Source organism: Sphingopyxis sp. sgz302558 (assembly GCF_057220455.1).
Genome location: NZ_JBXPUZ010000001.1, coordinates 1 through 23,601, shown reverse-complemented (window position 1 = coordinate 23,601; position 23,601 = coordinate 1). Strand labels below are relative to the sequence as shown.

Genomic DNA, 23,601 nt, shown 5'->3' with positions numbered 1-23,601 from the left:
AGACATTAAGCATGTCCAGCGTGGGGGACAGTGAATGACGGCACAGCCGATCAATCTGGGCATCGGGTCGCACCGTGAAATGTCCGGGTTGGAACTGGATCAGGCGGCAATTGATGCCGCGCGGCAACGGCTGGCTCTGCCCGAGCGGCTGTTCAATTTGGGCCAGCTCGATTGCCTGTATGACGAAGGCGCGGCGACGCTGTGGACTTTTATGCGGCCCAAGGGCCGTCCGAGTTTCAACCCGGCGATGCTGGCCGATTTCACTATGTGGCAGGAAGATATCGCGACGGCCTTTGGCCCGACCGGCGTGCCGCTCGACTTTCTGGTGCTCGGGTCGCGGGTGCCGGGCGTTTTCTGTTATGGCGGTGACCTTGACCTGTTCGGATCGCTGATCCGCGCAGGCGACCGCGCCGGACTGATCCGCTATGGCCGCGCCTGTGTCGAAATTCTCCACCGCAATATGGCCTGCCTCGACCTGCCGCTGGTGACCATCGGGCTGGTGCAGGGCGAGGCGCTGGGCGGCGGCTGGGAAGCGCTGATGTCGTTCAACGTTGTGATCGCCGAGCGCGGGGTGAAGTTCGGTTTGCCCGAGATTAAGTTCAACCTGTTCCCCGGCATGGGCGCGCACGCCATCCTGTCGCGCAAGGTCGGTGCCGCCACTGCCGAGCGCATGATCCATTCAGGCGAGGATTACACCGCCGAGCAATTGTTCGAGTTGGGGTTGGTCCAGGTGCTGGCCGACCCGGGCCAGGGCGTCGCGGCCGTGCGCGACTATATCGCCAAGCAGCGCAAACGGCTGGCCGGGCATGTCGGTTCGCACCGCGCCATGCGTATTGCCAAACCGATTACGCTTGATGAGCTGGCGGCGGTGGTGACCGAATGGGCCGACACGGCGCTAAAGCTGTCCGACGCAGACCTTAAAATGATGCGCTGGATCGTCAACCGGCAGCGCCAATATGTGCTGCCCGACGATGCCGATCAGGCAACGCGGCGCTCGGCCGCTGGCTGATCGAGCAAGGCGGCGAGTTCGCTGGCCGGGACGCCGCGGCTGAACAAATAGCCCTGGCCATGGGTGCAGCCCAGTTTGCGCACGCGCGCGGCCTCAATCTCTGTTTCGATCCCTTCGGCGACGACGGGCATGGCGAGCCGTTCGGCAAGGTAGGCCACCGCCGATACGATGGCGCTGGCGCGGTCACCGTCGGTAAGGCCGCTGACAAAGCTGCGGTCGATCTTGATCTTCGAAAAGTCGAACTCGCGGATGTAGGATAGCGAGGAATAGCCGGTGCCGAAATCATCAAGCGTCAGGCCGATGCCCGCATCGCGGATCAGGCGAACAAATTCCACGACATGCTCGGTCTTGGCAGCGAAAACATTTTCGGTGATTTCAAGATCGAGCCGCGAGGCCGGGAGGCCCGATAGCTTGAGCGCATTCAGGAAGCCGAGCGCCGCGCCGGGGGCCTGCATCTGGACCGGCGAGACATTGACCGAAACCTTGATGTCGGCGGGCCACTGCATCGCCGTGCGGCAGGCTTCCAGCACGATCCAGTTGCCCATGGTGATGATGAGACCGGTGGCTTCAGCAATGGCAATGAATTCGTCGGGGCTGAGCATGCCGCGCTCGGGATGCTGCCAGCGCACCAGCGCCTCGAACGACGAAATGCGACCGGTCTTGAGATCGACAATCGGCTGGTAATGCAGCTGGAGCTGGCCGCCGCGGATCGCGCTGCGCAGTTCGGCTTCAAGCTCGCGGCGGCGGGTGAGTTCCTGATCCATAGCCGGATCGAAAAAGCTTTGCTGCGCGCGCCCGCCAACCTTGGACGCGTAAAGCGCCATATCGGCCTGCTGCATGATGACCGAGGCGGATTGGCCATCCTCTGGGTAAAGCGCGATCCCGAGCGAAGCGCTGATCGCGATATTGTGGCCATCAACCTGAATCGGCTGGCCGATGACGGTCAGGATCAAGCGGCCGAAACTGTCGGCGGCGACGCGGTTCATATGCGGTGCGACGACCACAAATTCGTCGCCGCCGAAGCGCGAAATCAGCATGTCGGGATCGCATACCGCGCGCAGCCGGTTGGCGACTTCGACCAGCACCCTATCCCCCACAGGGTGGCCCAGCGTGTCGTTGACTTCCTTGAACCGGTCGAGGTCGAACCAGAACAGCGCGAAATCGACGGGATCGTCTTCTTTGAAATTGCGCGCCATCCAGTCGTCGAGACCAGCGCGGTTTGCGAGCGAGGTGACGGGGTCGGTGGTGGCAAAGGTGCGCATCTCGGCTGCCAGCACAGCATTGCGATGGGCCGAGGCAAAGCTGGCGTGCACAATGTCGAAGGTACGCATGGTGATGCCGATGACGGCCACGATGAACAAGATCTGCGAAATAGCGAGCAACAGATAGCCGGTCGACCCTTGCACCATCAGCCCGATCGCCAGCGGGACCGAGGCAAGGAGATTCTGGCCAATGGCGATCTGTGGGCGGCCAGCGTTGCGCGCCGACACACCCGCGGCATAGCCGATGGCGTTGGCGGCGGCGAGCACGTGCAATTCGGCATCGGCGGCGATGGCGACCGTCAGCCCGCCGATCGCGCCGAGCACCGAAGCATAGGCCCAGGCCCCTGCCTCGTACACCAGCTCCAAAATCCGCGTCTGGCTTTCATTTTCCTGCGTGGTGCGGTGGAAGGCATAGGCCGAAATGATGCGGCCGATAACCACGGCGGTGAGCAGCATCGCGGCGTAAATGAGGATGGCATGGCCATCGCGCCAGGCGATGTAGAGCGAGCCAATGAGGCCGCACAATGCGCCGAGTGCCAGGCTGGCAGGTGACGAATAGAGAGTGGCGACGAGCGCTGCCCGCACCTTGGCATCGATCACCGCGCCTTCGCGCGTCCCGATCAACCGTTTCTTGATGAGCCTGACCAAGGGTGTCGCCTGTCGCCTTTCTACTTTCCGCGATGGCAGAAAAGGCTGGAGGAACGGTTAACGCCGCGCTTGGGATGGCCCGTGGCGCCGCAGAAATTCGGGAAGTCAGCTGTTAACAGGCGCTTGTCGAATGGTCGACGCAGCTTGCGGATTGGCGATCGGGTGCAGGCGGCTGCCGCCGGCCACCAACGCACGGTCAAGCATGCGGCCGACGCTGTTCCACCAGCGGCAGGCATCCATACGCCCTTGCCAAAAGGCCGACTGGGCGCGGCTGGCCGCAACGAAAATCGCGTCAATTTGATGGTCGCGCCACAAACGGCGCGCCGCGTCGTGGATCGCGCGATACGGCGCCTCGCCGATGTCATTCGCGGCGAACAGCGGCGCCGCGATGTGGGGCAGCGCGGGGGCGCTGCGGCTGTGCCAGCTGACCGTCCGGGTCGATCCTTGTGCTGCGCTGGCCATTGCCGCCCTCCGACTCCCAAGGTGGGGTGACGAGCGCTATGGCGCAGAAATAGCTAAGAGCCGGTTCAGAGAAATGGTTAGCGAGGGGTTGCGGCAGCGCGTTTCGTCGTTCCGAACTTGTTTCAGGGTGACAGGCCGCCGCTTTTCGTCCTGAAACAAGTTCAGGACGAGGAGAATTTATTTGGTGCGGGGGTCTTACGCCACCATGGGTACAGGCGGCAGCGCAGCGTCACCCGCGGTCACCGCGGCCGCAAGGCCGACAGCCGCCGGGACAATCTGGTCGCAATAAAAACGCGCGGTTGTTTGTTTGGCCGCCAGGAAATCCGCGTCGCCTTCGCCGCGCGCGAGCAGGTCGGCGGCGGCACGCGCCTGGATTTGCAACAGCCAGCCGCAGGTCGCGACCGACAGCATGGTGAGATAGGGGTAACTGCCCGCCAGCCGGTCGGGCACGCTGGCGCTTTCCAGCCAGTCGGTAAGCGCGCCGAGGCGAGCGGCGAGGTCGGCGAGGGCGGGGCTGCTCCCTGCACCCGCCGTGATGTCGGCGATGAGAGTTCGCACACCGTCGCCGCCTGCCATACCGAGCTTGCGCCCGACGAGGTCGGCAGCCTGAATGCCGTTGGTCCCTTCATAAATCGGGGCGATGCGCGCGTCGCGATAATGCTGCGCGGCGCCGGTTTCCTCGACGAAACCCATGCCGCCATGCACCTGAATGCCGATGCTGGCCACCTCGCAGCCGATGTCGGTGGCGTGTGCCTTGGCCAGCGGGGTCAATATTTCGGCGCGCAGCGCGGCGGCTTCATCGCCCAATTTGCCGAAGTCCACCTGCGACGCGGCGTAATAGACAAGCGCGCGTGCGGCTTCGGTCTGCGCGCGCATCGTCCACAGCATGCGGCGGACGTCGGGGTGCTGGTCGATCGCGACCGGGGCCTTGTCGGGCGATCCGGCGAGCGCCGATTGCACGCGGTCGGCGGCATAACGACGCGCCTGTTGGGTGGCGCGCTCGGCGATTTGGACGCCCTGGCAGCCAACCATCAGCCGCGCGTTGTTCATCATTGTGAACATGGCGCGCATGCCGCCCATTTCGGGGCCGACCAGCTCGCCCAGACAATCGCCATCATCGCCATAAGCCATTACGCAAGTGGGCGAGGCGTGGATGCCCAGCTTATGTTCGATCGACACGCAGCGCACGCCATTGTCGATGGTCGGCTGGCCATCGGCATCGAGGCGGTATTTGGGGACGAGGAACAGCGAAATGCCGCGCGTCCCCTCTGGTGCGCCGGGGGTGCGGGCGAGCACGAGGTGAACGATATTGTCGGTGAGGTCATGGTCGCCGAAGGTGATGTAGATTTTCTGCCCCTTGATGCGGAACAGGCCTGATCCGTCGTTCAGCGGTTCGGCGGTCGAACGCAGCGCGCCGACATCGCTGCCGGCCTGCGGTTCGGTCAGGTTCATGGTGCCGTTCCACGCACCGCTGACAAGCTTGGGGAGCCAGCGGTCGCGCTGTTCGGGGCTGCCATGTCCCATCAGCGCGTGGATTGCGCCGGGGGTGAGGATGGAGATGAGCCCAAAGCCCATGTCGGCGGTGCCCAGCGCCTCGGTCACCAAAGTCGCCATGGTGAAGGGCAGGCCCATCCCGCCATATTCGGCCGGGCCGTCGATGCTGCCCCAACCCGCCTCGACAAATGCCTGATACGCCTCTTTGAACCCCGGCGGCATGATGACCTGGCCATTGGTCCAGCGTGGCGGCTGCGTGTCGCCGACGCGGTTGAGGGGCGCATAGATGTCGGCGGCAAATTCGCCGACGCCGTTGGCGATGGCTTCGACCAGATCGGGTGTGGCAGCGGCAAAGCGGTCGTGCGCGGCCAGGGCGTCGATGCGGGCGATGTGCCGCAGGACGAAAAGCTGCTCGGCGGTGGGCGGGGTATAGGTCATGGGGTTTCCGGCTGGGTCTGGCGTTTGCGTATCGAGCGCGCCTATAGCGCGGCATGACCCCGCCGACAAACGCCACTGACCTGCCGATTGTGCGTCCTTGCGGCGAAGCCGCGACGGCCGCAGGTGCGGCGCTGATTCTGGCGGGCCAGCCGGTCGCGGTGCCGACCGAGACGGTTTATGGCCTGGCCGCCGATGCGACCGATTCGGACGCGGTGGCGCGGATTTACGCGGCGAAGGGGCGACCTTCGTTCAACCCGCTAATCGTGCATGTGGCGGATATGACGATGGCGGAATTGTTGGGCACCTTTGGTGATGCCGAGCGGCGGCTGGCGGCGGTGCTGTGGCCGGGGCCGCTGACGCTGGTGGTGCCGCGCCGCGCCGATTGCCCGGTGGCGAGCCTGGCAACGGCTGGGTTGGATACGATTGCACTGCGCGTGCCTGCGCACCGGGCGATGCAGGCGCTGATTGCGGCAAGCGGGCGTCCGTTGGCGGCACCTTCGGCGAATGCCAGCGGCGCGATCAGCCCGACGCGCGCGGCGCATGTTGCGGCCAGTCTGGCGGGGCGCATCGCGCTGGTGATTGATGACGGGCCCTGCGCAGCGGGGCTGGAATCGACGATTGCCCGCGTGGTGGATGGCCGGATCGTGGTGCTCCGCCCGGGGCCGGTGACGCCGGAGCAGCTTGCCGAGGTCAGCGGCTTGACGGTGGTCGCAGCGGGTGAAGGGCCAGTCATCGCGCCGGGCCAGCTCGCCAGCCATTACGCGCCGACCAAGCCGTTACGGCTGGAGGCAGTGGATTTCACACCTGATGAATGGGGAATCGGCTTTGGCGCGGTGGACGGCGACGATAATCTAAGCCCCAGCGGCAATGTGGTGGAGGCGGCAGCGCGGCTGTTCGACGCGCTGCATCGGGCGGATGCAAGCGCCAAGCCAAGGATTGCGGCGGCGGCGGTGCCCGACGAAGGGCTGGGCGCCGCCATCAACGATCGGCTGCGCCGCGCCGCGGCACCGCGCGGGGTTTAGCCAGTCAGAGGAAAAACAGCGCCGCGCCGGTCCACATCGCCGGAACAATCGCGGTCAGCAGCCACAGGCGGCGCACGTCGCTGCGGAACCGGTCCATCAATGCAGGCGAAGGCAGCGCCTGCTGGCCCAGCCGTTGCCAGCGCCGTTCGATGATGCGGGCATAGGGTAGCGCGGCGGCGAGTAGCACAAGCATGGCGACAACGCTGATCCCGCGCGGTGCGCCCGCTTCAATTGCGGCGCTGACCAACCAGATTTGCATGACGGCGAAGGTTATCACCGCGACCGCGGCGTGCCGCGACATTTGATTGCCGAGGTGCCGCGCGCGCGGCAACATATTGGCGCTGCGCGTCCATTCACGCGAAGAAAAACTGGTAGCCATAAGCAGCCTCTATCGGGCTAGTGCGATCCCCATGACCCTTGGAGTTTCATCGCCGCGCCCTCGAGTCAAGGAGGGTGCGATGCAAATGGTTAAGAAAAGTGACAATATCCGGCGAATTGATGCATTTTTCCGGTCAGATTGGCATTTTTCGTAGCGGAAACGCCACTTTCTTGTCCGGATCGGCGTGCGACCGCCATTTCATGCGGATGATTCGTGGGGAATTGCCAAGCCGGTTGTGTCGGCTCGCGCGCTTCTGCATGGTGCAATCAAATCAATCAGGGAGGACAGAATGCGCCATCGACTGACCCTTTTGGCCGCTGTGGCGGGATGCGCCATGATGGTGCCGCAGCTGACTGCAGCGCCTGCGCGGGCGAGCGATACAGCTGCCGCGCCGGTGATAGCCGACACCATGCTTGCCAAGCTGGTCGATGACTATTGGGCGATGGTGATGAAAGAAGCGCCGCTGTTTGCCTCGTCGCTGGGGATCGACACCTATGCGCGCGAGGTTGGCGACTATTCGCTCGCCGGGGCGGATCGGCAGGCGGCCTTTGCCGCCGAAATGCTGAAGCGGCTCGATGCCATTCCGCTCGCCGGGCTGTCTGCCAGCGACCGCGTCAATCACGGCATCTTGCGGCGAACGCTGGTCGAGACGGTGGAGGGCAACAAATTCGGTCAGCGCACGATGAATTTCACCAACCGGTCGGGCTGGCATCAGGATTTCGCCGGGATGGGCGACAATCTGCCGTTCAAGACCAAGGCGGACTTTGAAAGCTATAATGCGCGGCTCGCGCAATTCCCGCGCGTCAATGCACAGGCGATCGCGGTGGCGAACGAAGCGATCAAGGGCGGCTATACGCTGCCCTGCGATTCGCTGGGCGGTTATGAAGGCAGCATCAGCGGGCTGATTGCCGATGATCCGCGCAAGACGCGTTTCTTCAATCCCTACGCCGCCAAGCGGCCCGACGCGGTAAGCGCGGCCGAGCATCAGGCGCTGGCCGATGCGGCGGCGGCGACGATCCGCGATGTCATCTATCCCGAGCTCAAGAAGCAGGCCGACTGGTATAGCAAAAACTATAAGCCCGCTTGCGCACGCGACCCTGGCATTTCAGCACAGCCGGGCGGCGCAGCCTATTATGACTATCGTATCCGCCAGATGACCACGACCAATATGGGCGCGGAAGAAATCCATCAGCTGGGTCTGAGCGAAGTGGCGCGGATCCGCAAGGAAATGGAGGCGGTGGCCGCGAAAGCGGGCTTCCCCACGCGCGAGGCGTTCATCCAGCATCTGCGCACCGACCCGCAATTTTATGCGAAGACCCCCGAGGAGCTGATGCGCGAGGTCGCCCGGGTGACCAAGATCATCGACGGGAAGATGCCGTCGCTGTTCCACAAACTTCCGCGCCTGCCCTATGGCATCAAAGAGATTCCGGCGGAGATCGCCGAGGGGACGACGACGGCCTATTATAACCCCGGCTCGCCCGATATTGGCCTTGCGGGCTTTTATTTCGTCAACACATCAAAGCTGGACCAGCGGCCCTTGTGGGAGGTGCCCGCGCTGAGCGTGCACGAAGCCGTGCCGGGGCATCACCACCAGATCGCGCTGCAACAGGAATTGCCGCTGCACGATTTCCGCAAGCACGGCACTTTCTTCACCGCCTTTGTCGAAGGCTGGGGGCTCTATTCAGAGCGGCTGGGGATCGAGATGGGGCTGTATGACACCCCCGCCAAGGACATGGGCCGCTTGTCCTATGAAATGTGGCGTGCGTGCCGGCTGGTGGTCGACACCGGCATCCACGCCAAGGGGTGGACCAAGGGGCAGGCGATTGCGTTCATGACCGATAATAGCGCGCTGTCGGCGGCGAATATCGAGGCCGAGGTTAACCGCTATATCGCCTGGCCGGGGCAGGCGCTGGCCTACAAGATTGGCGAGCTGAAGATCCGCGAGCTGCGGACGCTGGGCGAGAAGGAATTGGGCGCGAAGTTTGACCTCGCCGCCTTCCATGATGTCGTGCTGGGGCAAGGCGCGGTGCCGCTGGATGTGCTGGAGGCGCAGGTGAAGGATTGGATCGCGGGGGAGCGGGGGAAGTGACTTTAGCCCCTCCCCTGAAGGGGAGGGGAGATTGATCGACCCCCACCCGCCGTTCGTCGAAGCGGGGCATTGCGCGCGCTCGCGCCTTCGCGTTTAACCCTCGCATCAATTCATCAACCGGGGATGTCTGCCATGCGTTATCTGACTTTGATTGCTGCCCTTGCCTTGCCGCTCGCGCCGGTGCTGGCGCAGGAGGCGAAGCCTGCTGCGGCGCCGGCCGCGCCCAAGCCTGCCGCGCTGGTCGCCGACGGCATGCCCGAAGTTCCCGCCGAGCTCGCGGCCGCCACGCGCCCCTATATGGAAAATCGGGGCGCAGGCTTTTCGGGCTGGCACCCGACCGACAAATCGATTCTGATCGGGACACGTTTTGGCAATACAACGCAGCTGCACCGGGTCGCCGCGCCGATGGGCGCGCGCAAGCAGCTGACTTTTGAGGCCGAGCCGGTTGGCGGCGGCAGCTGGGCACCCAAGCGCGGCGACGTGCTGCTGGTGCAGAAGGATATTGGCGGCAACGAATTTTACCAGATCTTCGCGCTGAAGAACGGCAAGCTGGAACTGCTGACCGATGGCAAGAGCCGCAACGGGCTGAACGCGTGGAGCGATGATGGCGAGCTGGTCGCTTACACCTCCACCCGCCGCAACGGACGCGACAGCGACATTTATGTGATGGATCCGCGCAACCCCGCGTCGAACCGTATGGTCGCCGAAGTCGTCGGCGGCGGCTGGGGCGTCGCAGCCTTCGCGCCCGACAAGACATGGGCGCTGGTCGGCCAATATGTGTCGGTGACCAAGACCAATTTGTTCAAGCTCGACCTCGGGGGTGGCGGCATGACGCCAATTGGCGATCACGCTGCGCCGATCAGCTATCAGGGCGCACAGATCGCCCCCGACGGCACCATCTGGGTGACGAGCGACGAAGGCAGCGAATTTCAGCGGCTGGGCATTATGGACCCGGCGACGGGCAAATTCACGCCCAAGGGTCCGGCGGAACAATGGGACGTCGATACCTTCGACATCAGCGACGATGGCAGCTTTATCGCCTATGTCACCAACGAAGCGGGCATGAGCAAGCTGAAGCTGATGGACGTGAAGTCGCAGCGGGTTCGCGTCGTCGACACGCTGCCCGCCGGGATCATCGGCGGCATCGACATTGCGCCGTGGGGCGAGATTGGCCTGACCTTTACTTCGGCACGCAGCGCGGCCGATGTGTGGAGCGTCGATCCCAAGACGCTGAAACTGACGCGCTGGACCGAGAGCGAAACCGGCGGGCTGGACGTGACGCAGAATGTCGAGCCCGAGCTTATCAAGGTGAAGAGCTTTGACGGGCTGGAAGTATCGGGCTTCCTTTATCGCCCCGACCCCAAGAAATTCCCTGGCAAACGCCCGATGATCATGAATGTTCACGGCGGCCCCGAAGCGCAGTCGCGTCCGGGCTTTCAGGGGCGCAACAACTTCCTGCTGAACGAGGAAGGCGTGGCGATTTTCTATCCCAACGTCCGCGGCTCGACGGGCTATGGCAAGACGTTCGTCAGCCTGGATAATGGCCCGTTCAAGCGCGAGGACAGCGTCAAGGATATGGGCGCGTTTCTGGACGTGCTGGCCAAGGACCCCGCGCTCGATGCCAGCCGCTTCGGCCTGACCGGCGGCAGCTATGGCGGCTATATGTGCTATGCGGCGGCGATCCAGTACGCCGACAAGCTCAAGTCCAACCTGTGCGTGGTGGCGATTTCCAACTTTGTGACGTTTCTGGAAAATACCGAAAGCTATCGCCGCGACCTGCGCCGCGTTGAATATGGCGACGAGCGCGATCCGGCGCAGCGCGCCAAGCTGATGGAAATCTCGCCGCTGACGCGCGTGAAGGAAATCAGGAAACCGTTGTTCGTGGTGACGGGGGCCAACGACCCGCGCGTGCCCAAGTCAGAGGCCGACCAGCTGGTCGCGGCGGTGCGCGCCAATGGCGGCACGGCGTGGCACCTCGTCGGCATGAACGAGGGCCATGGTTTCGCGAAGAAGGAAAACGCCGATTACAACTTCTGGGCCGGGCTGATGTTCTGGCGCGAGACGTTGTTGAAATAGCCCCCATTAACACTGTCTCGTCATCCCGGACTTGATCCGGGATAACAGGCCCATGTCGTTCGTCATCCCGGATCAAGTCCGGGATGACGTTGGCATTGATCAGCGAGGCTGCGGTTCCGGCAGCGGTTCGCTCTCGGGATCCCCCTCGGCCGGGGCGCCGCCGCGCTCCTCAATCTCGGCATCGCGGCGGCGGCGTTCTTCCATCGCCTTTTCCTCGGCGGCAACGGCGGCATCAACCTCGGCGGCGGCGGCGTCAATACCCGCCATCCGCTTGGCGCGCTCGTCGGCGATCAGCGCTTCCCAGTTGGTCTTGTCGGTGGCGACACGTTCGGCCTTGGCCCCGGCGAGCAGACTTTGCGTGCAGCCGGTAAAGCCGCCAAGACCGACCGGCGAGCAGCTGTCGGTGCCAAAGCGGCCGACACGTTCGAGGGCGACAACCTTGTTGGCCCAGGCTTCATTCTTGGGGCTGAGCAAATCGCCACCACGAAAAATTTCGGGGACGCGGTAACGCTCGCGCTCGGGGAGGCGTGCACAGACAATGATTTCATCGCCGGTCGCAGTCGGGCAGGCATCCTCGCCATAAACGATCGCCTGGCTCACCTTCTCGCCGCTATTGTCAGGGCCTTGCTGGGCCAAAGCGGGCAGGGTCGCGGTGGTAGCGATCAGGGCGGCGGAGAGGAGCAGGCGGGTCATAATGAGTCCTAGATAATCGGGCGACATGGCCCCGTGATGAACACGCGCACGGCGGGCTTAGATGCGTTTCGCTAGTGCGATGGCCGCACGGCAACCCGCGCGGATGGTCGCCGACAGCAAGGGATAGGCGGGCGCGCTTTCGGCGCCAGCAGCAATAGCGGCGTCCTTATGCTCCAGCTCTTCGGCGCGAAATTCGGCGATGGCGGCGCTAAGCTCGGGGTCGTCGTCGCCCAATTCGTCAAGCTGTTCGCGGTAATGCGCGTCAATTTCGGTCTCTACCGCGGCGGTGCAGGCCATGGCGGCACGCGGCCCCATCGCGGCAGTAGCAGCCCCAAGCGCGAAGCCCGCGACATTCCAGAAGGGAGAGAGGATCGTCGGACGCACACGCCGCTCGGCGATCATGCGGTCGAAAAAGATACGGTGGCGTGCTTCCTGCTCGGCCATGTGCGCGATATCGCGCGCAATCGGGTGGCGGTTGCCCAGCACCGCGAGCTGGCCGGCATAAATGCGGGTTGCGCCAAATTCGCCCGCCTGGTCGACGCGGATCATGCTGGCGATTTTGGCGCGGCGGGCGGGGCTGGCGTTCATGGCGTGACCTTCCTGCGAAACAGCATGGCCAATATGGCAATGCCGCCCGCAAAGGAAAAGAGTGCGTTGAAGCCTGCGAGCGAAATTCCGGCCATTGTCCATTGCGGCTTGTCGCAGGCGATGACCGGGCCCGCCATGATGTCGTCGATGGTAACGGGGCCGGTGCTGGCGGCGCTGCAAGCGGGGCCGGGCCAGAAGCCATATTCGACGCCCGCATGGAACACACCAATCGCACCGCTGGTAAGAATCGCGAGCACGGCGAATAAGGTGAGGGTGCGCATGGCAGTCGCGTTTTTGCCCAGCATCAGGGCCAGCGCGGCGAGCACAATCGCCGCCTGGTGCGGCCAGCGCTGCCAATAGCACATTTCGCACGGGAAGAGGCCAAAGCCATATTGCGAGACGAGCGCGCCGCCATAGAGGGCGAGCGGGACGAAGAGGGCGAGGAGGGCGGGGCGGGGCAACATGGTTTTGTGCAAGTCAAATCTCTGTTGGTCATTGCGAGCGTAGCGAAGCAATCCAGGGCGGTTTACGCCACTCCGGATTGCTTCGCTACGCTCGCAATGACGCGTTTATACAATCAATTCCGCCGCGCCGTGCCCTCTGGCTTCGCTGCCGCCATTTTCGCCTGCGCCGGGCCGATGCGGCCGATCATTTCCAGCGCATAGTGGAGCTGGAAATCCTCGATCCCCTTGGCTTTCAGCTCCTCGGGCGTCGCGGTGAAGCGCGGGTCGGGCTTTTCATCCTTTTCCAGGATCGTGTTGTCGACGCGCTTTTCGTTGACCAGATGGCGGCGCAGGTCAGATTCGCGGAATTTGGGGCGCGTTGCATAATCGGGGTCGGTCAGCTGCGGCACGCGGATGTCGGGGTCGATCCCGCCTTCCTGCACCGAGCGGCCCGACGGCGTATAATAGCGCGCCGTGGTCAGGCGCAGCGCGGTGGTGTCAGTGAGGGTGAGCACGGTTTGAACGCTGCCCTTGCCGAAGCTGCGCTCGCCCAGCACAACGGCGCGCCGCTGGTCCTGCAGCGCGCCTGCGACAATTTCGGAGGCCGAGGCCGAACCCGCGTCGATCAAGACGATGACGGGCAGCCCCTTGGCAAGGTCGCCGGGTTCGGCGAAATAGCGCTCGATATCGCCCTTGCGGCGGCCGCGCTGCGACACGATTTCGCCGCGCTCGAGGAACAGGTCGCTGATGCCCACCGCTTCGTCGAGCAGTCCGCCGGGGTTCGAGCGCATGTCGAGGATATAGCCGCGCGGCTTGCCGCCGAGCGATTTTTCCACCGCGAGGATGCCGGCCTTCACATCGGCGGTGGCGTCGGTCGAGAAGCTGTTGACGGTGATGACGCCGACGCCCTGCTTCACCTCCCATTTCACGGGTTTAAGGTCGATAATCTCGCGCGTCAGTTTGAGTTCGATGGGCTTGTCGCGGCCTTCGCGTACAACGCGCAGGTCGATGGTCGTGCCCGGCGCGCCGCGCATCAGATCAACCGCCTCGTCAAGCGGCAAGCCAACGATCAGTTCGTTGTTGATGTGGGTGATATAATCGCCCGCCTTCATGCCCGCGCGGTCGGCCGGGGTGTCGGCTTGCGGCGCGATGACCTTAACGACGCCATCCTCCAACGTGACCGACAGGCCGAGCCCGCCATATTCACCGTCGGTTTGCGTGCGCAGCTGTTTGAAATTGCGCGCGTCGAGATAGCCCGAGTGCGGGTCCAGGCTGGCCAGCATGCCTGTGATGGCGCCTTCGATCAGCTTGTCATCGCTGACCGGTTCGACATAATTCTGGCGCACTTCAAGAAAGACGTCGAGGAAGCGCTGTACCTCGTCCTGGGTCGAGGCTTCGACGGTGGCCATCGCCCCGTTGGCGAGCGGGATGAGGGCCAAGGTGCTCATCGCGGCAGCGCCTTGCCACAAAGCCCAGCGGCGGTTGCGGCGGGCGGCGGGGGTGCTGGTATCGGCCATCGGACTCACTTCCTTGGTGCGTTGGATCGCCGAGTATAGGCATGACGCGGCGGCTGTCCAACAAAGTTGCACCGCTTTGCATGAACCTTCCCGAAACGGGGCAATGCTTCGGCGGGCGGTAAATTTCAGCCGACGAGCGCCGCGATATCGACGGGCCTGCCATCCTGACGAAGCTCCACCATGATGCGCGGACGGTTTGCTCCGGCGCGGCCTAGCGGACTGCCCGCATCCACCGTTTCGCCGACGCTGGTCGACAGACCGATCAATCCGGTGACCAGCGAGGTCCAGCCATCGCCATGGTCAAGGATGACAATTTTGCCATAGCCGCGATAGTCGCCGGCAAAAACCACGCGCCCGTCGGCCGGAGCGATAATCTGACCGCCGGGGCGGGCCGCGATAGTCAGCCCGCGCGACCGTGCGCCGCTCGACCCCAGCTCTCCCAATCCCACCAACAGCGGACCGACGGCGGGCAGTCGGTAGGGCGGCGGCCTGCCGCGCACCGCCGCCGCAGTGTCCGCGGGCAAGGGGCGGGGACGCAGCGGATTGGCGGGGCGCGGCAACGCCCCCGACAGCGTGGCCAGCCGTTCGCGTGTGGCTGCATCGCCCTCCAGCCGGATCATCAGCTCGGACAGGTCGCGCGCCTGTTCGCCGAACCCCAGCGCGCGGTCCGCCTCCAGCCGGGCGCTGCCCCGCAACGCGCGGGCGCGGATGCGACGTTCATTTTCCAGGCGGCTGAGCTCGTTACGACGCCCCGCTAGGGTGGCGCGGCTGGCGGTGAGGGCATTGAGGGCGAGCTGTGCCTGACCCTGCAGGCGGCGCAGGCTGGCGAGTTCGCGGCGCACACCGTCGGTGCGGGCTTCGATTACCGGCAGCGCGCTATCGAGCACGGCGCGCGCATGAACAATGTCGGATAGCGAGCCGGGCTGGGCCAGCACGGCAATTGGCGGCTGACGCGACAGTTGTTGCAGCGCGGCGGTGAGGGTGAGCAGCGGGCCGCGCGCTTCGGCAAAGCGCAGTTCCTGCGCCCGGAGGCGGCGACCCGCGAGCGCGACGCGCGCTTCGCCGGCGCTGATATCGGCCTCGGCGGCCTGAATGCGCGCGGCGAGCGCCGCGATGCGTTTGCGCAAGGCCGCCGCATCATCGGCGGCGCTGGCGGCCTGGGCATCGAGCGCGCGGCTGCGCGCCATGGCCTGTGCCGACTGGCGCTGGGCGGCGACCAGCTGGCGGCGTTCGGCCTCGGCGCGCGCGGCAGGATCAAAACCGTCGGTTTGCGCGGCCGCCAGCGCGGCAATGCCCAACAGCGGGAGGAGGAACAGCGCGCGCATCATCACCGGCTGCCTTCGCGGTGATAGGGGTGGCCTGCAATGATGCTGGTGGCGCGATAGAGTTGTTCGGCGAGCATCGCGCGCGCCATCAGATGCGGCCAGGTGGCGCGGCCAAAGGCGATGCTTTTGTCCGCTCCGGCGCGTTCGTCCGGGGCGAAGCCGTCGGCTGCCCCCAGACAGAAGCGCGCCTCGCGCACGCCGTCGTCGCGCCAGCGTTCGAGCAGCGCGGCGAACTCACCCGATGTCAGCTGGTCGCCGGTTTCATCGAGCAGGATGGTCCGCGCCGGCGTTAGGGTGGTCGCGGGTATTCTGCCGCCAGTATCGGGCAGTTCGGTGAGTTTAACGGGCCAGGTCAGCCGCTTCACATAGCGTTCCACCAACTTGGCCTCGGGCGAGCGGGCAATGCGCCCGCGCGCGATGATATGCAGCAGCATGGCTGCGGCGCGGTTAGTTTGCCGCCGCTGCCGGGGGCGCGTCGCCGAACGACCACATACGTTCCAGGTTATAGAAGCCGCGCACTTCGGGCCGGAACAGGTGGACGACGACATCGCCTGCGTCGATCAGCACCCAATCGGCATTGGGCAGCCCCTCGATCCGCACATTGCGGCCGAGTTCCTGCTTGATGCGCTGGGCAAGCTTGTCGGCCATGGCGGCGACGTGGCGCGTCGAACGGCCGCTGGCGATGACCATATGGTCGGCAATGCTGCTCTTGCCGGCGAGGGGGATGGTGACGGGTTCCTGCGCCTGATCTTCGTCAAGCTGGTGCATCACGAGCGCGTGGAGCGCGTCGGGACCGTCGGGGAGGGCGGAGCCGCGCGCGGCGGCGACCGATGATGCTGGGGTCAAGTTTGCTCCTTCTTGGCTTTAATGCCGACACGGCGGCGCGTTAACGGATCACGCAGGGCGTGGCCGGGGATGCGTTCATGCCAGCGGGGGTCGGCCTGCCGTATCGTCGTTGCGGATCGCACATCGGGCGGAAAACGCAGGAACACGAGGGCAGGCGGTCTCCAGTCCGTCCAGAGACGTTTATGGTCCGCGGGCCGGACGAAGCGCCGCAGCCAGCCCATGGCGCGTGTCGCCCGGGCGCGACCATTATAGCCCGGCCGCGCGATAACCGCAATCGGCATCAATCGCGCAATGTTCCGCCAGTCGCGCCATTGGGGCAACTGGCCCAGATTGTCGGCGCCCATCAGCCAGATGAAGCGGTGCTGCGGATAACGCCTTACCAATATGCGCAGCGTGTCGATGGTGTAACGCGTGCCCAATTGTGCCTCGATTGCGGTGGCGCGGATGCGGCTGCGGCGCGCGGCGCGCCGGGCCGAGGCAAGGCGCGCGGGAAGCGGGGCCATACCCTTTTTGGGCTTGAGCGGATTGCCGGGGGACACCAGCCACCATAACTCGTCGAGCCCCAGCGCCGCCATCGCGTGCAAACTGATCGCGCGGTGACCGCCATGCGCCGGATTGAAGCTGCCGCCGAGAAGGCCGGTGGGGGTCATGCGAGGCTGAGCCAGTCGGACCGGTTGTGAACGAGGCGTACGACCAACAGCTGCGTGCTGGTCAATTCGTACAGCATTACAAACGGATAATCTTTGATGGCCAATTTGCGTAGCCCGCTGGGCAGAGGACTGCCAATGGCGGGGAAGTCGTCAAGCCGAGCGACCTGATCGCGGATTGCTCGCAGCGCAGCGATAGCTTCGTGTGGCGGTCGTTCGTGCGTTAACCAGTCATTGAGCGAAACCAGATCGGCAACCGCCAATTCTGACCAGACTACCCTTGGCATCGGGCCTCATGCGCGGCAATCATCTCGTCGAGCATGGTCAGGACTATGTTGTTGTCCACCACGCGCCCTGCAGCGATGTCGGCACGTCCCGCTTCAACAAATGCTGCAAAGCGGCTTTCTTGCTCAGCGACCTGTTTGACGGCGTTCGCAACAAACCATGCCCGGCTGCGACCTTGTTCGGCTGCGATCCGATCGACGGTGGCCAGCGTTTCAGGGTCAATGCGCGCCGAAATGACTGCATGTTTGCTCATGCAACAATTGTATCACTTGTATACAAATGATGCAAAGTGAAACTCAAGGCCGCGCCTGTCCGCTGCCGAACACCTGCCATTTGTAAGTCGTCAGCCCTTCCAGCGCCACCGGTCCGCGCGCGTGCAGGCGTCCGGTGGAAATGCCAATCTCTGCGCCGAGCCCAAATTCGCCGCCGTCGGCGAACTGGGTGCTGGCGTTCCAGATGGTAATGGCGCTGTCGACCTCATTCAGGAAGCGCGCAGCGGTAGCGGCGTCTTCGGTGATGATGGCGTCGGTGTGATGGCTGCCGTGGCGCGCGATATGCGCCATCGCGGCGTCAATGTCGGCAACCATCGCGACCGAGACGATGGCGTCGAGATATTCGGTGTCCCAATCGTTGGCGGCGGCGGGTTCAACGCGCGCGTCTAGCGCGGCGATAGCCCGATCGCCGCGCACTTCGCAGCCCGCGTCGAGCAAGGCGCGAACGATGTGCGCGGGGTCGGCAAAGCCTTTGTCGATCAGCACCGTCTCGGTCGCGCCGCAAATGCCGGTGCGGCGCATCTTGGCGTTGACCACCAGCGTCCCGGCCATAGCGGCGTCGGCCGCGGCGTGGATATAGGTGTGGCAAATGCCGTCAAGGTGCGCGAGTACGGGCACGCGCGCCTCGTCCTGCACGCGCGCGACCAGGCTTTTGCCGCCGCGCGGAATGATGATGTCGATAAGCCCGCTGGCGGTCAGCATCGCGCCCACGGCGGCGCGGTCCTGCGTCGGCACCAGCTGCACTGCGTCGGCCGGAAGCCCACTGGCGGTGATTCCTGCAAGCATCGCGGTGTGGATGGCGCGGTTCGAGTGCACCGCCTCGCTGCCGCCGCGCAGGATGACGGCATTGCCCGCCATCAGTCCGAGAGCGGCGGCGTCGGCGGTGACATTGGGGCGGCTTTCATAAATGATGCCAACCACACCCAGCGGCACGCGCACGCGTTTGAGCAGCAGGCCGTTGGGCGGACGGCGCTCGTCGATGATTTCGCCAACCGGATCGGCCAGCGCGGCGACGGCGGCGACCGCATCGGCGACGCCGTGCAGGCGTTGCTCGTTCAGTTTCAGCCGGTCGAGCATGGCAGACGACAGGCCGCGTTCGGCGCCGGCGGCCATGTCCAGCGCATTGGCGGCGAGGATGTCGCTCGCATGATCGCGCAGCGAATTGGCTGCAGCGATGAGCGCGGCGGCCTTGGCGGCGGTCGGCGTCGCGGCCAGTATGGCAGCGGCGCTGCGCGCGCGCGCGCCCATGTCGGCAATCAGGGCGACGGGATCGCGCGTCGCGGCGGGGGCGAGTTCGGTGACGGACATAATCACCATGGCATATCATGTGCGCGGCGCGGCGCGAAGCCCCGTTGCGCGGGCGCACGGCGCTGCTAAGCATGGTGCATGGCAGGGGACATCGAAAGCATTGGCGAGGCGGTGACGGCGGGGCTGGCGGGCGCGGCGGTCGAGCCGGGGCATGGCGGCATGGCGCGGACCGATTCGGCGCGCTGCCTGAATTGCGGGACGTCGCTGGCCGGCAGCCATTGCCATCATTGCGGACAGAAAAGCCACGTCCACCGCAGTTTTGTCGGTATCGGGCATGACCTGCTGCACGCGGTGCTGCATTTTGATGGCAAATTCTGGAACACACTGCCGCTGCTGGTGTGGCGGCCGGGCGATCTGACGCGGCGCTATATCCATGGCGAGCGCGCCTCGTTTATCTCGCCGTTGGCGCTGTTCCTGTTCTCAGTGTTCCTGACCTACGCTGTGCTGGCAAGTGTCGGCATGGGGGGCGACGGCGAATTTGATCCGGTCGCCGCGGCCAACACGCAGCAGAATATCAACGGCGCACGCACGGCGATGCGTGAGGAACTGGCTGAGATTGACGCACGCTTGGCCAAAGCAGCGGCGAGCGGCGAACCAGTGGCCCCAATTCTGGGCGAGCGCACCGCCCTGATTGCGGCAGCGCGCACGATGGGGCTGGTCGAAGAAAAGGATGGCAAGGCACAAATCAGCGACACGGCGAAACGCAACTTCACCATTGCCAACATCACCACTGGGGTGCCGTTCATCGATGCTGGCATCAAGAAAGCGAACGATAATCCGGGTCTCTTGCTCTATAAGCTGCAGGCCAACGCCTATAAATTCGCTTGGGCGCTAATCCCGTTGTCGATGCCGTTTCTTTGGCTGCTTTACCCCTTCAGCCGCCGTTTCCACATGTTCGACCATTTCGTGTTTGTGACCTATTCGATCTCGTTCATGCTGCTGTGGTTCGTGGCGCTGCGGTTGGCGGGTTATTTGCCCGAACCGATCGTTGGCATGCTGACCGCCATCGGGATCCCCTATGTGGCGTTTCATATGTATCGGCAACTGCGCGGGGCCTATCGTTCGTCGCGCCTTGGTGCGGCGGTGCGAACCTTCCTCTTGCTCACCTTCTGTATTTTCACGGTCACATTGTTCCTGCTTTTGCTGCTCGCGATGGGAATCATGGGCTGACCGGCAGGAAGGAACAGATGATGCATTATGATTGGGCGCGGATTGACCGGCGGCTGCTGATCCAGCTGGGTACCGCGGGGCTGGCGGCGGCAGCGCTGCCAGGGGCGGCGCGCGCGATGATGGCGCAGGGCTTTACCCACGGCGTGGCGAGCGGCGAACCGACCGCCACTTCGGTGCTGCTGTGGACGCGCTATGCCAGCGCCAATGACAGCGACCTGACCGTTGAACTGTCCGACAGCGCCGATTTCGCGCGCGTCACGGGTGGCGGCACAGTCACCGCGCGCGGCGAGGCCGACCATTGTGCCAAATTTACCGCAACCGGGCTGGAGCCGGGGCGCGCCTATTATTACCGCTTCATCGCGCCCGACGGGGCCACGTCACAGGTCGGGCGCACACGGACCTTGCCTGCGGGTGCGACCAGCAATTTCACGCTGGCGCTGTTTTCCTGTTCGAACCTGCCGTTCGGGCATTTCAACGCCTATGGCCATGCCGCCGCGCGCGGGGACATCGATCTGGTCGTGCATGTTGGCGATTACCTCTATGAATATCCGATCGGTGATTATCCCAGCGTGCGCCAGATGGTGCCGGGACGGCTGATCCAGCCCGACCATGAGATTGTTTCGCTGGCCGATTACCGGCTGCGTTACGCGGCCTATCGCAGCGATCCCGATCTGCAGCGGTTGCACCAGCTGTTTCCGATGATCAGCCAGTGGGACGACCATGAACTGACCAACGACGCCTGGGAAGGCGGCGCGCAAAACCATCAGAGCGACAAGGAGGGCGAATGGAGCGTGCGCAAAGCGGTGGCCGAACGCGTCTATCGCGAATGGATGCCGGTCAGCGACAAACGTTGGCGCCAATATCAGATTGGCGATCTGGCGACCATTTTCCTGCCCGAAACGCGCATCAGCGGGCGCGCCGAACCTTTCGACCTGAACATGGTTGCTGCCGGGGCGAGCAATCCAGCGGCAGCGCTGAAGCTGTTCGCCGAAACCGGCTGGCGCGATCCGGCGCGGCAATTGCTGGGGGCAGAGCAGGAGGCGTGGCTGACCGGCGGCATTGCGGCGTCGGCAAAGAGCGGAACGCGCTGGCAGCTGTGCGCGCAGCAGATTGTCATGGGGTCCAATTTCTTCCCGCCTGAGGCTTCGGGCTGGTTCCCGCCCGAAGTGCCCGACTTTGTCCGCCGCCGCGTTGCCACCGCCCAATTGGCTGCCGAGGCCGGGCTGCCGCTGAATATGGACGCGTGGGATGGCTATCCGGCGGCGCGCGAGCGCTTGCTGCGCAGTGTGGCCGAGGCCGACGGCAATTTCGTCGTGCTGACGGGCGATACGCACAATGGCTGGGCCTATAATCTGGACCATGGCGGCGTGCCGGTGGGGGTCGAGATTGCCGGGCAAAGCGTCACCTCGCCGGGGTTCGAGAGCAATACGCAGGCGGCTGAAAGCGTGCGGGTTGCGGCGCTCAAGAAATCATCGCCGCAGCTCGCCTGGGCGAACACCGAAGCGCGCGGCTATGTCAGCGTGCGGTTGACGCCCGAAAGCGTGACCGGCGAGTGGCATTTGCTCGAAACCATCCGCGAAAAGTCGCTGGCGTTGAAGGGCAGTCACAGCATGACGGTGAAGCGCGGCGCGCGGAAGTTTGAGGCGGCTTAGCGCAACGCGGCAAATCCTGATGTTTCGTCATCCCGGACTTGATCCGGGATAACAGGCCCCGACAGCTTGTTGTCCCGGATCAAGTCCGGGACGACGATAATAATGGCTTGAAGCATGCTACCCTAACTATAGCCCGGCCCGTCCTCGAATTCGTCGAAACGCGGATAGTCATTGGCCACGCTGGCAGTGAAATTGGGTGCGCGCTTTTCCAGGAAACTGACCACGCCTTCCTGCGCGTCGGGGCTGCGGCCGCGCGCAAATACCGCGCGGCTGTCCCAGCGGTGCGCGGCCATCGGGTGCGGCGCGCCGAGCATGCGCCAGAGCATTGCGCGGGTCAGCGCAACCGACACCGGTGCGCTGTCGGCGGTCATCGCCCGCGCCTTGGCGATGGCGGCGTCGATCAGCTCGCCGGGCGCATGGACCGATTGGGCAAGGCCCGCGCTGAGCGCTTCCTCGGCCCCGATCAGGCGGCCAGAATAGCACCAGTCGGCAGCATGCGCGATGCCGACGAGGCGCGGCAGGAACCAGCTGGACGCCGCTTCGGGCACGATCCCGCGGCGGGCAAAGACAAAGCCGTAACGTGCCGTGTCGCTCAGCAGTCGCGCGTCCATCGGCAGGGTCATGGTCGCACCGATTCCGACGGCTGCCCCGTTGATCGCGCCAATAACGGGTTTGCGGCTTTCAAAAATACGCAAGGAAACGCGCCCGCCGGTGTCACGGATCAGCGGGTGTGACCAATCGATGCTGCCGTCATCGGCTACCGGGCTGGTCTCGGTCGGGCCGGTGACGACCGACTTGCGCCCGCTTTTTTCATAATCGAATGTCGCCGCGCCCGCCGACAGGTCGGCCCCCGCGCAATAGGCGCGCTCGCCTGCGCCCGTGAAGATGACCGCGCGCACGCTATCGTCGGCGTCGCATTCGTCGAGCGCGGCGACCAGCTCCATCGCCATTTGCGCGGTGAAGGCGTTCATTCGGTCGGGGCGGTGAAGAGTGACGAGGGCAATGCCTTCGTGGCGGTCGAGGCGCGTCTGCGCGGATGCTGGGTCGGTCATGATGCGCATAGTGCGCAAAGCCGGGGACGCTGGCAAGCAGCTGCTTCGCCGCGGCGTGAATGGGACTTACCCCTAGGGATTATCCGGAGGCCGGTCTTGGTGCGATAGCAAGCACGAGGACGGCATCGTCGTCTTGCCAGCGCGGAGCCATTTTTTGAGCGGCGGGTCACTGGCACAACCGGACTATGCTGGTCCCAGAGGACGGTTGAATGAAGATGCCCCGGCTCCCCACGGCCGGGGCATCATTCTTTCCCCTGACTGCGTGCCGCGATTTTGTCGCTTTTTGCGCAAATGCTCTTCGATGCCATCACATGAATTCGGCCAGGCGCCCAGCGAAGGCGCCGCGGGCGAATGATTTTTCCATTGGCAGCAACAGGAGACCATTATGAAGATCCAGCGTAGCGCATCGGTGCATTGGGAAGGCGGACTTCGCGAAGGCAAAGGCGCGATTTCAACGGCGAGCGGCGCTCTTTCTGCTTATCCTTATGGTTTTGCCAGCCGGTTTGAAGGCGTCGCTGGCTCTAATCCCGAAGAATTGCTGGGCGCGGCGCACGCCGCCTGTTTCACCATGGCGCTGACGCTGGTATTGTCGCAGGCCGGACTGACGGCGGAGGCGCTGGATACCAAGGCTGTCGTGACGCTTGAACAGGTCGAGGGCGGCTTTCATATCCCGCTGGTTGAACTGACGCTGCGTGCGGCTATCCCCGGCGCGGACGAAGCGGCGTTCCAGGCAGCAGCTGCCGCGGCGAAGGCCAATTGCCCACTGTCGAAAGTGATCAACGCTGAAATCAAGCTGGACGCGCAGCTGGTCTAGCGCGGAGCGACGCGCCCTTGCCGGCACGCGGCAAAACATCATGGTGCGCCACGCAGTCCGTGGCGCACGGGTCTCTGTGTGCCATTTCCCTGTTGTACAGGGATTCTGCA

General features: G+C 64.6%; 23 protein-coding genes. 7 read left to right on the top strand and 16 right to left on the bottom strand.

Going from position 1 to position 23,601, the window contains the following annotated elements; translation table 11 throughout:
- Positions 1-34: 34 nt before the first annotated feature.
- Positions 35-1,009, top strand: a complete 975-nt coding sequence (locus tag AC2TC0_RS00115; protein ID WP_484715456.1) for a crotonase/enoyl-CoA hydratase family protein — start codon at positions 35-37, stop codon at positions 1,007-1,009.
- Here AC2TC0_RS00115 and AC2TC0_RS00110 read toward each other — a convergent pair.
- The 3 genes from AC2TC0_RS00110 to AC2TC0_RS00100 form a co-directional block, all read right to left on the bottom strand.
- Positions 979-2,919 carry a putative bifunctional diguanylate cyclase/phosphodiesterase gene (locus AC2TC0_RS00110; RefSeq protein ID WP_484715455.1) on the bottom strand — a complete coding sequence of 647 codons (1,941 nt, stop codon included), beginning with the start codon at positions 2,917-2,919 and terminating at the stop codon, positions 979-981. The two genes, AC2TC0_RS00115 and AC2TC0_RS00110, sit on opposite strands and share 31 nt — an antisense overlap.
- Before the next feature lie 105 nt (positions 2,920-3,024).
- Positions 3,025-3,381, bottom strand: a complete 357-nt coding sequence (locus tag AC2TC0_RS00105) for a hypothetical protein (protein WP_484715454.1) — start codon at positions 3,379-3,381, stop codon at positions 3,025-3,027.
- Between the two features lie 195 nt (positions 3,382-3,576).
- A complete protein-coding gene (locus tag AC2TC0_RS00100; RefSeq protein WP_484715453.1) occupies positions 3,577-5,313 on the bottom strand; it encodes an acyl-CoA dehydrogenase family protein in 1,737 nt (578 codons plus the stop codon).
- Positions 5,314-5,366: 53 nt separating this feature from the next.
- On the opposite strand from AC2TC0_RS00100, the gene AC2TC0_RS00095 reads away from it, so the two are divergent.
- Positions 5,367-6,335 carry an L-threonylcarbamoyladenylate synthase gene (locus AC2TC0_RS00095; protein WP_484715452.1) on the top strand — a complete coding sequence of 323 codons (969 nt, stop codon included), beginning with the start codon at positions 5,367-5,369 and terminating at the stop codon, positions 6,333-6,335.
- A 4-nt stretch (positions 6,336-6,339) separates the two neighbouring features.
- Here AC2TC0_RS00095 and AC2TC0_RS00090 read toward each other — a convergent pair whose 3' ends face one another.
- Entirely contained in the window at positions 6,340-6,714 is a 375-nt protein-coding gene (locus tag AC2TC0_RS00090; RefSeq protein WP_484715451.1) for a hypothetical protein, read from the bottom strand.
- Between the two features lie 289 nt (positions 6,715-7,003).
- Here AC2TC0_RS00090 and AC2TC0_RS00085 point away from each other — a divergent pair, with 289 nt between their 5' ends.
- Entirely contained in the window at positions 7,004-8,803 is a 1,800-nt protein-coding gene (locus AC2TC0_RS00085; RefSeq protein WP_484715450.1) for a DUF885 domain-containing protein, read from the top strand.
- Positions 8,804-8,935: 132 nt separating this feature from the next.
- The gene (locus tag AC2TC0_RS00080; protein WP_484715449.1) at positions 8,936-10,879 is read left to right on the top strand and encodes a S9 family peptidase; all 1,944 of its coding nucleotides are present in this window, start codon (positions 8,936-8,938) and stop codon (positions 10,877-10,879) included.
- A gap of 99 nt (positions 10,880-10,978) precedes the next feature.
- Here the strand turns inward: AC2TC0_RS00080 and AC2TC0_RS00075 are convergent, their stop codons facing one another.
- From AC2TC0_RS00075 to AC2TC0_RS00025, 11 genes are all read right to left on the bottom strand, one after another.
- Positions 10,979-11,572, bottom strand: coding sequence for a hypothetical protein (locus AC2TC0_RS00075; protein WP_484715448.1), 594 nt, complete (start codon positions 11,570-11,572; stop codon positions 10,979-10,981).
- Positions 11,573-11,629: 57 nt separating this feature from the next.
- Positions 11,630-12,160, bottom strand: coding sequence for a demethoxyubiquinone hydroxylase family protein (locus AC2TC0_RS00070; protein WP_484715447.1), 531 nt, complete (start codon positions 12,158-12,160; stop codon positions 11,630-11,632).
- A complete protein-coding gene (locus AC2TC0_RS00065) occupies positions 12,157-12,624 on the bottom strand; it encodes a disulfide bond formation protein B (protein WP_484715446.1) in 468 nt (155 codons plus the stop codon). Before AC2TC0_RS00065 ends, AC2TC0_RS00070 begins: the two co-directional genes overlap by 4 nt.
- 113 nt (positions 12,625-12,737) lie before the next feature.
- On the bottom strand, positions 12,738-14,120 hold the full coding sequence (locus AC2TC0_RS00060; protein WP_484715445.1) for a S41 family peptidase: 1,383 nt from the start codon (positions 14,118-14,120) through the stop codon (positions 12,738-12,740).
- Between the two features lie 125 nt (positions 14,121-14,245).
- Positions 14,246-15,448: a murein hydrolase activator EnvC family protein gene (locus AC2TC0_RS00055; protein ID WP_484715444.1), complete on the bottom strand. Its 1,203-nt coding sequence runs from the start codon at positions 15,446-15,448 to the stop codon at positions 14,246-14,248.
- Entirely contained in the window at positions 15,448-15,879 is a 432-nt protein-coding gene (locus tag AC2TC0_RS00050; protein ID WP_484715443.1) for a 23S rRNA (pseudouridine(1915)-N(3))-methyltransferase RlmH, read from the bottom strand. Before AC2TC0_RS00050 ends, AC2TC0_RS00055 begins: the two co-directional genes overlap by 1 nt.
- A 13-nt stretch (positions 15,880-15,892) precedes the next feature.
- Positions 15,893-16,213, bottom strand: a complete 321-nt coding sequence (gene rsfS / locus AC2TC0_RS00045; protein WP_484716444.1) for a ribosome silencing factor — start codon at positions 16,211-16,213, stop codon at positions 15,893-15,895.
- A gap of 74 nt (positions 16,214-16,287) precedes the next feature.
- Entirely contained in the window at positions 16,288-16,941 is a 654-nt protein-coding gene (locus tag AC2TC0_RS00040) for a nicotinate-nucleotide adenylyltransferase (RefSeq protein WP_484715442.1), read from the bottom strand.
- Positions 16,938-17,225, bottom strand: coding sequence for a type II toxin-antitoxin system RelE/ParE family toxin (locus AC2TC0_RS00035; RefSeq protein WP_484715441.1), 288 nt, complete (start codon positions 17,223-17,225; stop codon positions 16,938-16,940). The genes AC2TC0_RS00040 and AC2TC0_RS00035 overlap by 4 nt, the downstream gene beginning before the upstream one ends.
- Positions 17,213-17,476: a CopG family ribbon-helix-helix protein gene (locus AC2TC0_RS00030; RefSeq protein WP_484715440.1), complete on the bottom strand. Its 264-nt coding sequence runs from the start codon at positions 17,474-17,476 to the stop codon at positions 17,213-17,215. The genes AC2TC0_RS00035 and AC2TC0_RS00030 overlap by 13 nt, the downstream gene beginning before the upstream one ends.
- A gap of 43 nt (positions 17,477-17,519) precedes the next feature.
- Positions 17,520-18,803 carry a glutamate-5-semialdehyde dehydrogenase gene (locus tag AC2TC0_RS00025; protein ID WP_484715439.1) on the bottom strand — a complete coding sequence of 428 codons (1,284 nt, stop codon included), beginning with the start codon at positions 18,801-18,803 and terminating at the stop codon, positions 17,520-17,522.
- Between the two features lie 78 nt (positions 18,804-18,881).
- Between AC2TC0_RS00025 and AC2TC0_RS00020 the strand changes: the two genes are divergently transcribed.
- Together AC2TC0_RS00020 and AC2TC0_RS00015 are read left to right on the top strand one after the other, a co-directional pair.
- Positions 18,882-19,973: a DUF3667 domain-containing protein gene (locus AC2TC0_RS00020; RefSeq protein ID WP_484715438.1), complete on the top strand. Its 1,092-nt coding sequence runs from the start codon at positions 18,882-18,884 to the stop codon at positions 19,971-19,973.
- A gap of 17 nt (positions 19,974-19,990) precedes the next feature.
- Positions 19,991-21,625 (top strand): alkaline phosphatase D family protein, encoded by a 1,635-nt coding sequence (locus AC2TC0_RS00015; protein WP_484715437.1) that lies wholly within the window; start codon positions 19,991-19,993, stop codon positions 21,623-21,625.
- Between the two features lie 122 nt (positions 21,626-21,747).
- Here AC2TC0_RS00015 and AC2TC0_RS00010 read toward each other — a convergent pair whose 3' ends face one another.
- The gene (locus AC2TC0_RS00010) at positions 21,748-22,677 is read right to left on the bottom strand and encodes a crotonase/enoyl-CoA hydratase family protein (RefSeq protein WP_484715436.1); all 930 of its coding nucleotides are present in this window, start codon (positions 22,675-22,677) and stop codon (positions 21,748-21,750) included.
- Between the two features lie 385 nt (positions 22,678-23,062).
- On the opposite strand from AC2TC0_RS00010, the gene AC2TC0_RS00005 reads away from it, so the two are divergent.
- Positions 23,063-23,491 carry an OsmC family protein gene (locus tag AC2TC0_RS00005; RefSeq protein WP_484715435.1) on the top strand — a complete coding sequence of 143 codons (429 nt, stop codon included), beginning with the start codon at positions 23,063-23,065 and terminating at the stop codon, positions 23,489-23,491.
- Positions 23,492-23,601: the final 110 nt, after the last annotated feature.